Here is an 11078-nt window from a genome sequence, read left to right on the forward strand (position 1 = left end):
CGGATGACGTGCTCGGGCTTGGTCAGGTGGGCGTAGAGCAGGTCGAGGAGGTGGCGGCTCTCGGCCTCGGACACGCCGACGATGTGCGAGGTGAAGCCGGGGTTGACGAACAGGCCCTTGCACCCGGTCTCGGGATGGACGCGGACGACGGGGTGCTCCACGGGGTCCAGCCGGGTGACGACCTCGCCGTCCCAGACGCTGCCCTTGCCGCCGCGCCGCTGGGCCAGGTAGTAGCCGAACTCGCGGTTGCCGTCGTGCACCGCGGTGAGCTGGTCGGCCAGCTCCCTGACGGGTGCGGCCAGGGAGTCGTAGGCGAGCTGGCTGTCGGCCCAGCTCGTGTCCCCGCCGGTCGGAGGCAGGACCACGGCGCGCAGGATCGAGCCGAGCGGCGGGCGGGGCATGAAGGTGACGTCGGTGTGCCAGACGTCGGCGAAGCCGTTGTCGGCGCTGTCGAGCGCGTAGATCTCCGGGTGCGCCTCGTCCACGCCGCCGACGACGGGGTGGGAGGCGGTCAGCTCGCCGAGGCGACGACCCAGGGCGACCTGGCCGTCGTCGTCGAGGCTCTGCCCGGAGAAGAAGAGCACCTTCCGCTCGACGAGCGCGGCCCGTACCGCGGCCAGCTCCGCGTCGTCGGCGGTCGCCAGGTCGAGCCCTTCCACCTGGGCGCCGAAGTGCGGTCCGAGCGGCTGCAGGGTGAGCTGGGCGGCAAGTGACGTGGACATGTGAGCTCCTGTTCGGGTGGGTTTCAACCGGCGGCGTCGCGGACGGCGTGGCTGACGGTGGCGCGCAGCGCCGCGTATTCGGGGAGGGCTCGGAGCTCGTCGGGCTCCAGGCCGGTGCGGGGCAGGGGGATGTCGAGGTCAAGGGCGATCTGGCCGGGTCTGCTGGTGAGCACGATGACGCGGCTGCCGAGGAAGATCGCCTCCTCGACGCTGTGGGTGACGAACACGGAGGTACGGCCCGTCCGCTCGCTGACCCGGCGCAGGTCCTCCTGCAGCCGCTCGCGGGTGAGCGCGTCCAGGGCCGCGAACGGTTCGTCGAGCAGCAGCAGCGGATCGGCGCCCGCCAGCGCCCTGGCGATGGCCACGCGCTGTTGCTGACCGCCGGACAACTGCCAGGTACGGCGGTGGGCCACGTCGTGCAGGCCGACCCGTTCCAGGAGCTCCGGCACCCGGCGGGCCCGCTCCTCGCGAGGGACGCCGGCGTAGCGCAGCGCGAGCCCGACGTTGCCCCCCACGCTCTTCCAGGGGAACAGCCGGGGCTGCTGGAACACGATCCCGGCGCCGGTGCCGGGCACCGGTGCGGCTCCGGCGGTGCGGACGACGCCGGCGGTGGGCCGCTCGAACCCGGCGATCAGGCGCAGCAACGTGCTCTTGCCGCAGCCGGACGCACCGACGATCACGACGAACGAACCCCGGGGGACGTCGAGCGAGATCGGGCCCAGCGCGGTCACGGCGTCCGCACCGGTCCCGTAGACGTGCACGACCTCGTTCACGTGGACGGCGGCCTCCGTACCGATCTCAAGGGATGAGGACATCGGGCAGGCCCTTGGTGTAGATGGCGTTCCGCACGGTCGCCAGGTCGGGAACGTCGTCGATCTTCTGCAGGCCTTTGAGGAACCGCGCGGCGCTGACGAGGTTCTCCGCCAGCGCGCCGGGCCGCTCGGGTGTGCCGAGCCATTCGGGGGAGGCCAGGTCGGCGGGCTTGAGGAAGACTCCCTGACCGAGCTGGTCCTCGGCGTCCTCCTTGGTCAGGTTCAGCTCGGCGGCCACGGCCGCGGCGGCCTCGCCCCGATTGTCGGCGATCAGCTGCAGAGCCCTCGACTCGGCCTTGCGCCAGGCGTCCACCGCCTCCGGGTGCGCCTTCAGGAACGCGGTGGACACGACCCCGAGGTCCAGCGTGGGCTTGCCGGCCGTCGCCAGCTCACGACTGGCGATCAGGACCTTGCCGTCCTTCTTCAGCTCCTTCAGCGTGGGCAACCAGGTGTAGGCGGCGTCGATGTCGCCACGCGTCCAGGAGGCGAGGATGTCCTGCGGTTCAAGGTCGACGATGGTCAGCTCCGACTCGCGTACCCCCGCCTGGTCCAGCGCGGCCAGCAGGCTGTAGTGGGCGGTCGAGGCGAACGACGTGGCCACCTTCTTGCCGCGCAATCCCTCGATCCCCGACACGCCGCTGTCGTTCCTGACGACCAGGGCCTCGTTGTCGCCGGCCACGTCGAGCACGAACGCCACCTGGTACGGGATGTTCAGCGGGGCGGACAGCCCGCGGGCGACGGGGCTGGATCCGATGGCGGCGATGTCCACGCTGCCGGCCACGAAGGCGGTGTTGATGCTGGCGCCCGAGTCGAACTTGGTCCATTGGATCTGGTAGCCGGGCAGCGCCTCCTCCAGCCACCTCTTGTTCTTCACGATGAGGTCACCACTGGGGAACGCCTGATAGGCGAGGCGGATACGCGTACCCGCCGCTCCGTCGCCGCCTCCTCGGGAGGCGGTGCCGTCACCGCAGGCGGTCAGGATCGCGATCAGCACGAAGGACAGCAGGAATCTGAGACGCATGGCGGCTTCCTCGCGGGGACGTGGGACGGTGGGGCGGCGGCGGGTCAAGAGCGGCCTCGCCACGGGATGAGCCGTTTCTCCGCGACCCGCAGGAGACCGTCGATGAGCAGGCCGGACAGACCGATGGCCAGCAGCCCCAGCACCACGACGTCGGTCTGCAGGTAACGCTGGGCATCCCGCACCATGCCGCCGATGCCGGGCACGCCGTTGACCGTCTCCGCGGCGACCACGGAGGAGTACGCGATGCCGACGGCCAGGCGCACGCCGGTGAAGATCTCCGGCAACGCGTTGGGCAGGACCACGTCCCGGATGACGTCCCACCGCGAGGCGCCCAGCGCCCTGGCCGCCTCGACCAGCTCGGCCGGCGCACCGTGCACGGCGGCGGCGGTGGCCACCGCGACCGGCGGCAGTGCCGCGATCGCCAGCAGCCACAGCTTGGGCGTCTCGTCGATGCCGAACCAGATGATGAGCAGGCTGAAGTACGCCAGCGGCGGCAGCGCCCGCACGAACGTGACCACCGGCTCCGCCACGACGCGGATCCACGGCACGGTGCCGAGCACGACGCCCACCACGAGCCCGCCGGCCACGCCGATCGCGGACCCGATGAGGATGCGCCGCAGGCTGATCCCCAGATGCTCGACGAGCAGGCTGCCGCTGTAGCCGCGGATGCCGTCATGCGTCGTGGACAACCGCAGGAGCTGCTCCCACACGGCGCCGGGGGAGGGGACGAAGGAGGGATTGGCCGCCGCGGCCGCGGCGAGCTGCCACAGGCCGAGGAGCGCGGCCCCGGCGAGCACGCGCACCGTGATCCTGCGGGTCGCCGGTCGCCATCGCCGGGTGACGGACGCCGCTCCGCCGTGGGCTACGGAGGTCGAGGCGGCGGCCGTCGAGGTGGGCGAGGTCACCGTCTCGGACGGGCTCATGACCACGAACCTACGGCGGCACCCCGCTAAAGTCAACATTTCCTACTAGGTTTTAGGGTTATGGCGAGGGTCGTGTCGTACGCGTTCATGAAAGGCGAGCCCGAGCGCCGACGCTCACCGGCTGCCCGGAGCCCGGCGGTCGACTCGGCAAGATCCTGCCGGCCGTTCAGCCCGCGTCGCGTTCGGCCGCCTGGAGCCGCGACCACTTCGCCATCGACTGCCTGATCTCCTCGCGCATGAACGCGAAGAACCGGCTGGTCTCGTCCAGCCGTCGCCCGGCGGGGGAGTCAGGGCCCAGGAGCGCGGTGCCCTCGTCGGCGCCGGTCTGCACCCGGACCAGCACCGGGTCGGACTGGCTGATGAAGTGGCTCCAGGTGTGCTCGTGGATCCGGCAGAAGTCGTGCCGCGTGCCGGGTTCGCGGCCACGCTCGACCAGCCGCACCTGCACCAGGTATTTGACCGCCCCCGAGATCGCCGGCGCGCCGACCCCCAGTTGCCCGGCGAGCTCCGCGGCCGACAGCTTGCCGGAGTCGGTGACCAGCAGCGCGGCGTACACGCGCGCGGCCATCCGGGGCATGCCGGATTCGACCATGATCTGCGCGAACCGTTCCCGGAAACCGGCGATGGCGCCCTCGTCCGCTCGCGTCACCGCGGATCCCCTCCCCGTCGTCGGCCTCACAGTTTAGATCATTCAGATATTTCACGAAATTCGTGAAATAAGAGTAGCGTCGCTGATGTGAAGGAGACCGAACTCGTCGGAGTGCAGAAGACCCTCAGCCCCGTCCTGAAAGCCAAGGCTCTGGACAACCGGCTGCCGGACCCGATCCTCGGCGACGAATACGCCGAGCAGGTGATGCGCCGCCTCGACCCCGGCTACGACCAGCGCAGATTCGGCACCAGCCAGCTGGGCCTCGCGGCCGTGGTCCGCGCCAAGGCCCACGACGACTGGGCCCGGAGCTTCCTGGCCGATCACCTCGACGCGGTGGTCCTGCACCTGGGCTGCGGCCTCGACGCCCGGGCGTACCGGATCGACCCGCCCCCCACTGTCGACTGGTACGACCTGGACTACCCCGCCGTCATCGAGCTGCGGCAACGATTCCTGCCGCCGCGCGAGCACTACACCCTGATCGGCTCCAGCGTCACCGACCTGACCTGGCTGGACCGCATCCCCCACGACCGGCCGGTGCTGATGATCGCCGAGGGACTGGTGCCCTACCTGACCGAGCCGGCCGCCCGGCGGCTGCTGACCGGCGTCGTCGACGCCTTCCCCGCCGGTCAGATCCAGATCGACACGGTGGCGGTCTGGGCGTGGCGCACCTCGAAATGGGACCCCATGCTGCGCAAATACGACGCCCAGTTCCACTGCGGCTTCAACACCCCGGCCGCGCTGGCCGACTGGCACCCCCGGCTCGAGTACGTCGACGAGGCGCCGATGAACGACTCCCCGATCCTGATGGCCAAGGCTCCCGCGAACATCCGCCGCATGTACCGCCTCTTGAACCTGCTGCCGGGTATGAAACGGTCCACTCGCATCGTGCGCTTCCGGTTCTGAGTCCGGACCGGAGGCGGCCGAGGGGCATGCCGCACGGGCAGGGGTCGGTGGCGATGCCGATGCCGGGGCTTGACCTTGCCCCTGGGTCAAGGTCCGACGATCGTTCGCATGACCAACAACGCACTGCACACCGTCGAAGCCCAGATCCGCGAGCAGGTGGTCGCCTACTGCGAGTCCGACAACGTCCCCGGGTTCGTCGCCGGGGTCCACCACGCCGGCGAGCAGACCGTTGTCGCCCACGGCACCGCGAACGTCTCCACCGGCGCGCCGATGCTCACCGACACCGGGTTCCTCTTCGGCTCGGTCACCAAGGTCCTGACCACCACGCTGGTCCTGCAGCAGGTCGATCGTGGCCTGCTGGACCTCGATACGCCGGTCGTGACGTACCTTCCCGAATTCGCCCTGAACGTGCCGGGCGCGGCGGACAAGATCCTCGTCCGGCATCTGATCTCCCACACCAACGGCATCGACGCGGACCTGTTCTTCCCCGACGCCAAGGGCCGCGACGCCCTGCGGACCTACGTCACCGGCCTCGCGAGCGACTGCGGCATTCTGTTCGAGCCCGGCGAGCAGCTCAGCTACTCCAACGGCGGCATGATCGTCGCCGGCCGCCTGCTGGAAGTGGTGACCGGCACGCCCTTCCCCGACCTGCTCGAGCGCGACATCTACGCACCCGTCGGCATGAGGGACTCCAGCACCTCGGCCGAGCGGGCCATCCTGCGCAGCACGGCGATCGGCCACTTCCCGGACCCCGAGACCATGGCGGCCAGGCCCACAGGCATGTTCACGCTGCCCGACACCTGGGGGCCGGCCGGCGGCACGCCGATCGGTACGGTCGCCGACCTGCTCGCGTTCGGACGCACCCACCTCGCGGGCGGGATGTCCCCCACCGGCACACGCGTCCTGACGGCTGGGTCGGCCGCGGTGATGCAGCAGGTCTCGTACGACATGGCGACGCCGAACGTCCCCCCGATGGGCCTGGGCTGGGTGCGGTACCCGTTCGGCGACACGACGGTCCTGGCCATGTCGGGCGCGTCGCCCGGCGGCGTGTCCATCCTGTGCGTCATCCCCGAACACGACCTGGTCTTCACCGCCTACGGCAACACCCCCGCGGCGATCATGCTGCAGGACCAGCTGCTCCAGTGGCTCCTGAGCGAGCACCTCGGTGTCCCGATCCCCACGCTGGTCACCGAGATGGAGCAGGACGTCGACCTCACCCCCTACGCGGGCACCTACCGCTCCGACCAGCTCCGCATCGACGTCAGCATCGTCGACGGCCAGCTCGAGGAGCGGACCACCTACGAACCGGCGGACGCCTCGCAGGAGCGGATCTTCACGGAGTTCGCCGGCGGCACGACCTCCGCGCCCCCGCAGCGCTACGTGCCGATCCGGCCCGGCCTCTTCGCGCCCGCCGGATACCCGCTGGAGGCGTTCGACGGATACCTGCGCCTGCTGCTCGTCTCCTATCACGACGTCCGCGACGGCCAGGCGCGCTTCCGCAACGGCGGCGGCCGCCTGACCCGACGGGCCTGACCGTTCCGACCCACCGGATGGAAGGATGTCCGGCATGCTCACGATTGGCCAGCTCGCGGACTACGCCGGAGTGACCATCAAGGCCATCCGCCACTACCACCAGCGCGGCCTGCTCACCGAGCCCGACCGTGACTCCTCCGGCTACCGGCGCTACTCCGCCCAGGACGCCATCGACCTCGTCAAGATCAGGACCCTGGCGCATGCGGGCGTGCCCCTGGTTCGCATCAAAGACCTTCTTGAGGCCGACCCGGCCACGCTCACGGCGGCCATCGCCGAGATCGACCACGATCTCCAGGACCGCATCGCGCAGCTGCGGCAAACCCGCGAGCACCTCGCCCAGCTGCGCGGCGGTGACCGGCTCTTCGTCTCCCCCGAAGTCGCCGACTTCCTCGACGACTTGCGCCGGCTCGGCGTGAGCGAACGTCAGCGGAACCTGGAACGCGACGGCTGGATCCTGATGCAGACCGCCTCACCGGAGGACGCCGCCGTGTGGATCGCCGAGAAACGCGAGCTCATGAGCGACCCCGAGTTCCTCGCCCTCTACCTCGACCATGACGCCGCCTACGGCTGGCGGCCGGACGATCCCCGCCTTCCGGCCCTGGCGGACCGTACCCGGAACTGGTTCACCCAGCACCACAGCCGATCCGAGACCCGCCCCGTCCACAACGCGGCCATCGCCCGGTTGGCCATGCGATCCCAGCCCGGAGCCTCGTCCCCGGCCTGGGACCGGCTCGCCCAGATCATGGAAGGCTAGTGCGGCAGCGCCGCCCATGGCCCCGGCGAGCCCCCGTGAGAGCGCGAGGCCGACGCCGGGGCCGCGGTCGATCACGCGGATCTCGGCCCCATCGTCGTGCCGGCCGCCCGTGATCAGCACCTCGTGATCCTGACGGCGTTGAGAGACTTGGCGCCGGCCACCTGCGGGACGCCCTGGGGGAGAGGCGCCCGCTCCGGTCGGGGGGTGGCGGCGCCGCACCGCGCGGCCGGGCCATTCGACGGCTGATCGGGTTGGGACGACAGGATGTCATGACGCACTGGAACTCAGGCCATAGCCTGGTCGTTCAGACGGGCAAGTGACTCGATCCCTGCGAGGCGGGAGATCAACTGTGATCTTCATGCGGCTGTCCGATGCCGGCGGGGCGAGCGCGCCCTCTGTCTTCACATTCCTGGCCACCCCGCGAACGCAGCCCGGTGGTGTGCTGTCCGGCGAAGTACGGCTGAAGGGCGGTGACGTTGACGTCGCGATCGACCGGATCGGCCTCGGCCTCGGCCTGATCGCCTCGCCATGGCCGGCGCGGGAAGGCGGCGGCCACCACCCGACCGAGGAGTTCTCGCAGGTTCAGGTCTCGGGCCCGGTCGTCCTGCGGCCGGGCGAGGAAAGGGCGATCGCCTTCCGGGCCGCGGTCCCATGGGGGACACCCATCAGCGAGATCGGCGGCCGGCATCTGCCGGGCATGGCACTGGGCGTGCGTACCGAGGTCGCGATCGCCACGGACGTGGGAAGGAGCGATCTCGACCGGGTCGCCGTCTGGCCGGCGCCCTCGGAGTCACGGGTGCTGCAGGCGTTCGCGCGACTGGGCTGTCCCTTCAAATCCGCTGTCCTGCAGGCGAGCCGAGAAGCGGACGCGCATCACGGACTGCCGTTCCTCCAGAAGATCAAGTTCTATCCTCCGGACCATCACGCCGGAGCGGTGCACGAGGTCGACGTGACGTTCGTGCCGAGTTCGTCCGAGCTGGTCGTGGTGCTGGAGGCGGATCAGCTCACAAGCCGCCGCACCCATGCCGAACGCTTCCAGATGAGTCATGAGGAAGCGCTGCATACCGACTGGCCCAGTGAGATCGACCGCTGGCTGGTGACTCGCCCAGGGCGGGGCGCCAGGTAGCCGGTCGGTGCGTCCGTTCGAGCCGCGCCGCGTCACCGGTGCGGCGTCTGCCGGCGGACGTCGAGCCGTCCGTGCCGCATCCGGCCGGTCAGGCGGATGCGCAGCGCCTCCGGTGTGCCGTCGTCGGTGTCCCCGCGGATCGCCAGCGTGCTGTGCCGCACCGACAGCGCGTTGGCGTCCACCACCATGCCTGGCGCGAGCACCAGCTCCACGTTGCCGCCGCTCACCCGTAGCTCGATGACCAGGTCGGGCGCGCTGCGCACGGCGCTGGTCAGGTCCAGCAGCACGTCGCACCACGCGGTGCGCAGCGCCAGCCGGTGCGGCAGCGTCCACCGGCCGTCACGGCGCACCGAGCCGTGCCGCTCCTTGATGGTGAGCAGTTCGGCGGCCGGCTCGGCCGGCCGCCCAGCGAGCGGCAGCATGAGTGCGCCGGCGCTGCCCGGCACCGCGACCAGGTCGGTGACGAGCGGGGCCAGCGCGTCGAGGGTGCGGGCGGTCAGCGCCGCGTCCAGCCGCTCGTCGAACTCGACCGGGTCGAGCCGGCCGTCGGCCACGGCGGTGCGCAGGAGCTCGGTGACCCGGTCGCGGTCCGCGTCGGACGCGCGCAGCGCCGGCGAGGAGGACTTCTCCAGACCGTGTACGTGGATTTCCTGTGTCATCGGGTTCTCCCTTCCATCGGCCCGTGGCGGTGTCACTCGCCGAACACCGTGGGCTCTGCGGTGATCTTGCTTCGGCCTGCGCACCGGACCGGCCGTGCCCGATCTCGAACGGGGTGCCGGGCTGTCGTCAGCCGAGGCAGGAGCGGACGGCCTTGGCCAGGTTCGCCGCGCGCGGGTCGTCGGGCCGGTAGTTCCAGAGGTTCGTCACGTAGGCGAAGCCGACGCCGGCGTCGGGGTCGGCGAAGCCGATCGACCCGCCGGAGGCCGGGTGCCCGAACGATCCCGGCCCCACCATCGGCATCGGCGGGCAGGCCCGCCAGAACCCCAGCGACATCCAGAAGGAGCGGTCGGCCGGGACGTTCAGGCCGGGCGGTAGCCCGTGCATCGGGGTCGTGTCGGTCTGCACGTCCGTCATCCGTTCGACGGTTGACGGGTCGAGCAGCCGTACCCCGTCGACGTCGCTGACTGTGGCGGCGTACATCCGAGCCACCGATCGGGCGTCGGCGAGCATGTTCGCGGCCGGGAACTCGGCCGCGCGCCAGGCACGCGTGGTGTGATATCCGGGGGCGGTCAGGGCGCCGCCGAGCTCGCCGGCGCGAGCCTGGACCGAGCCCGGAGCCCACACGGCGTTCACCCAGGCGGTGACCGTTTCGGCGTCGAGGCCGGTGGTCGCGATCAGCCCGGCCAGCAACTCCTCGTAGCTGAACGGGGCGGCCTCGTGGAGCCGGGCCACCCGCTTCTCCTGCCTCTCGGGCAGCCCGATCCAGGCGCTCAGCCCGAGCGGGGCGGCCACCTCCTCGGCGAAGAACGTGCCGAGCGACTTGCCGGTGATCCGGCGTACGACCTCCCCGACCAGGAACCCGTAGGTGACGCTGTGGTAGACGTGCTCGGTGCCCGGCTGCCACAGCGGCTGCTGCGCCTCGAGCGCGCGGATGACCGGGTGCCACGCGCACGCCTGCTCGAACGTCAGCGGCCCGTCCACGATGGGCAGGCCGGCCTGGTGCGACAGTAACCAGCGCACCGGGATCTGCTCCTTGCCGGCGGCGGCGAACTCCGGCCAGTACCGGGCCACCGGGGCGTCCAGGTCCAGCAGGCCGCGCTGGACCAGCAGATGCGCGCAGATCGCGGTGGCACCCTTCGTCGTGGAGGCGACCTGGACGATCGTGTTCTCGCGCCACGGCCGCCTCGCCTCGCGATCGGCCAGGCCGCCCCACAGGTTGACGACGGGGCGGCCGCCCACGTAGACGCTGCACGCCGCGCCGACCTCGCCGGGGTTGGTGAAGTTCGCGCGGAACGCGTCGGCGACCTTCCCCCAGCCGTGCTCGACACCGCGCTCGCCATCGTTCACGGAGGCATTGGCGGGGCCTGCGAGGGCGGCGTGCGTGCCGGCGAGCGCGCCGGCGCCCAGCACGCCCTTCAGCACGGTCCGGCGCCCGATGTGTCCCTGCTCGGGTGTTCCGCTTGTCATGCTGTTATTCCTCTCAAACGATCTGACATGTAGGGATCACCGGGTGACGGTGCAAGCCCGGATCGAGCGGACGGTTGGATCGACGCGGCACGCGAATGGCGTGCGAGGAACGTCCGGCTTCGCGGCTCCGGTGACCGAGCCGCCCACGTCCGGTTCGTCGTTACGTGTCCCAGGCGACCGGGGGCTCTTGCCGCCGTAGACGTCGGCGGTCTCCGGTCGCCCTTTCAGGAGATCTTGCGGCGGTAGGTGGTCATGGCGAAGGCGTAGGCGACGGCGAGGATGCCGAGGCACCAGGCCAGGGCGATCCAGATGTCGTTGCCGACCGGCTGCTCGGCGAACAGGGCGCGGACGGCGTTGACGATGGAGGTCACCGGCTGGTTCTCGGCGAAGACGCGCAGCGGGCCGGGCATGGTGTCGGTGGGCACGAAGGCCGAGCTGAGGAAGGGCAGGAAGATGAGCGGGTAGGAGAACGCGCTCGCCCCCTCCATGGTCTTGGCCGACAGGCCGG

12 protein-coding genes are annotated in these 11078 nt (G+C 70.9%); 4 read left to right on the forward strand and 8 right to left on the reverse strand.

What is annotated here, in order from left to right; genetic code table 11:
- The 5 genes from ACTWPW_RS60665 to ACTWPW_RS60685 form a co-directional block, all read right to left on the reverse strand.
- The coding region (locus ACTWPW_RS60665; protein ID WP_443174487.1) for a TauD/TfdA dioxygenase family protein at nt 1-722 on the reverse strand (722 nt) is incomplete at its 3' end.
- A gap of 23 nt (nt 723-745) precedes the next feature.
- On the reverse strand, nt 746-1537 hold the full coding sequence (locus tag ACTWPW_RS60670) for an ABC transporter ATP-binding protein (protein ID WP_375113522.1): 792 nt from the start codon (nt 1535-1537) through the stop codon (nt 746-748).
- The gene (locus ACTWPW_RS60675) at nt 1521-2555 is read right to left on the reverse strand and encodes a taurine ABC transporter substrate-binding protein (protein WP_443174488.1); all 1035 of its coding nucleotides are present in this window, start codon (nt 2553-2555) and stop codon (nt 1521-1523) included. The genes ACTWPW_RS60670 and ACTWPW_RS60675 overlap by 17 nt, the downstream gene beginning before the upstream one ends.
- A gap of 44 nt (nt 2556-2599) precedes the next feature.
- Complete coding sequence (locus ACTWPW_RS60680; RefSeq protein WP_443174489.1) at nt 2600-3478, reverse strand: ABC transporter permease; 879 nt, start codon at nt 3476-3478, stop codon at nt 2600-2602.
- Nucleotides 3479-3644: 166 nt separating this feature from the next.
- On the reverse strand, nt 3645-4127 hold the full coding sequence (locus tag ACTWPW_RS60685; protein WP_375113519.1) for a GbsR/MarR family transcriptional regulator: 483 nt from the start codon (nt 4125-4127) through the stop codon (nt 3645-3647).
- A gap of 87 nt (nt 4128-4214) precedes the next feature.
- Between ACTWPW_RS60685 and ACTWPW_RS60690 the strand changes: the two genes are divergently transcribed.
- The 4 genes from ACTWPW_RS60690 to ACTWPW_RS60705 all read left to right on the forward strand — a co-directional run bounded on the left by ACTWPW_RS60690 (nt 4215) and on the right by ACTWPW_RS60705 (nt 8443).
- Nucleotides 4215-5030, forward strand: coding sequence for a class I SAM-dependent methyltransferase (locus tag ACTWPW_RS60690; protein ID WP_443174490.1), 816 nt, complete (start codon nt 4215-4217; stop codon nt 5028-5030).
- Between the two features lie 108 nt (nt 5031-5138).
- A complete protein-coding gene (locus ACTWPW_RS60695) occupies nt 5139-6563 on the forward strand; it encodes a serine hydrolase domain-containing protein (RefSeq protein WP_443174491.1) in 1425 nt (474 codons plus the stop codon).
- A 34-nt stretch (nt 6564-6597) separates the two neighbouring features.
- The gene (locus ACTWPW_RS60700; protein ID WP_375113516.1) at nt 6598-7317 is read left to right on the forward strand and encodes a MerR family transcriptional regulator; all 720 of its coding nucleotides are present in this window, start codon (nt 6598-6600) and stop codon (nt 7315-7317) included.
- 358 nt (nt 7318-7675) lie between these two features.
- Entirely contained in the window at nt 7676-8443 is a 768-nt protein-coding gene (locus ACTWPW_RS60705) for a sporulation protein (RefSeq protein ID WP_443174495.1), read from the forward strand.
- A gap of 32 nt (nt 8444-8475) precedes the next feature.
- Here ACTWPW_RS60705 and ACTWPW_RS60710 read toward each other — a convergent pair whose 3' ends face one another.
- The 3 genes from ACTWPW_RS60710 to ACTWPW_RS60720 all read right to left on the reverse strand — a co-directional run.
- Nucleotides 8476-9102, reverse strand: a complete 627-nt coding sequence (locus ACTWPW_RS60710; protein WP_443174492.1) for a DUF1707 SHOCT-like domain-containing protein — start codon at nt 9100-9102, stop codon at nt 8476-8478.
- Between the two features lie 127 nt (nt 9103-9229).
- Nucleotides 9230-10570, reverse strand: coding sequence for a serine hydrolase domain-containing protein (locus ACTWPW_RS60715; RefSeq protein WP_443174493.1), 1341 nt, complete (start codon nt 10568-10570; stop codon nt 9230-9232).
- Nucleotides 10571-10794: 224 nt separating this feature from the next.
- Nucleotides 10795-11078, reverse strand: a 284-nt coding sequence (locus ACTWPW_RS60720; RefSeq protein ID WP_443174494.1) for an ABC transporter permease, incomplete at its 5' end; no start/stop codon positions are given.

Source organism: Nonomuraea sp. KM90 (genome assembly GCF_052246675.1).
Classification (GTDB): domain Bacteria; phylum Actinomycetota; class Actinomycetes; order Streptosporangiales; family Streptosporangiaceae; genus Nonomuraea.

Bases quoted from the DNA above. Each gene is read 5' to 3' on its own strand.
- ACTWPW_RS60670 (WP_375113522.1), bottom strand. From the start codon at position 1,537: ATGTCCTCATCCCTTGAGATCGGTACGGAGGCCGCCGTCCACGTGAAC.
- ACTWPW_RS60675 (WP_443174488.1), bottom strand. From the start codon at position 2,555: ATGCGTCTCAGATTCCTGCTGTCCTTCGTGCTGATCGCGATCCTGACC.
- ACTWPW_RS60680 (WP_443174489.1), bottom strand. From the start codon at position 3,478: ATGAGCCCGTCCGAGACGGTGACCTCGCCCACCTCGACGGCCGCCGCC.
- ACTWPW_RS60695 (WP_443174491.1), top strand. From the start codon at position 5,139: ATGACCAACAACGCACTGCACACCGTCGAAGCCCAGATCCGCGAGCAG.
- ACTWPW_RS60700 (WP_375113516.1), top strand. From the start codon at position 6,598: ATGCTCACGATTGGCCAGCTCGCGGACTACGCCGGAGTGACCATCAAG.
- ACTWPW_RS60705 (WP_443174495.1), top strand. From the start codon at position 7,676: ATGCGGCTGTCCGATGCCGGCGGGGCGAGCGCGCCCTCTGTCTTCACA.
- ACTWPW_RS60710 (WP_443174492.1), bottom strand. From the start codon at position 9,102: ATGACACAGGAAATCCACGTACACGGTCTGGAGAAGTCCTCCTCGCCG.
- ACTWPW_RS60715 (WP_443174493.1), bottom strand. From the start codon at position 10,570: ATGACAAGCGGAACACCCGAGCAGGGACACATCGGGCGCCGGACCGTG.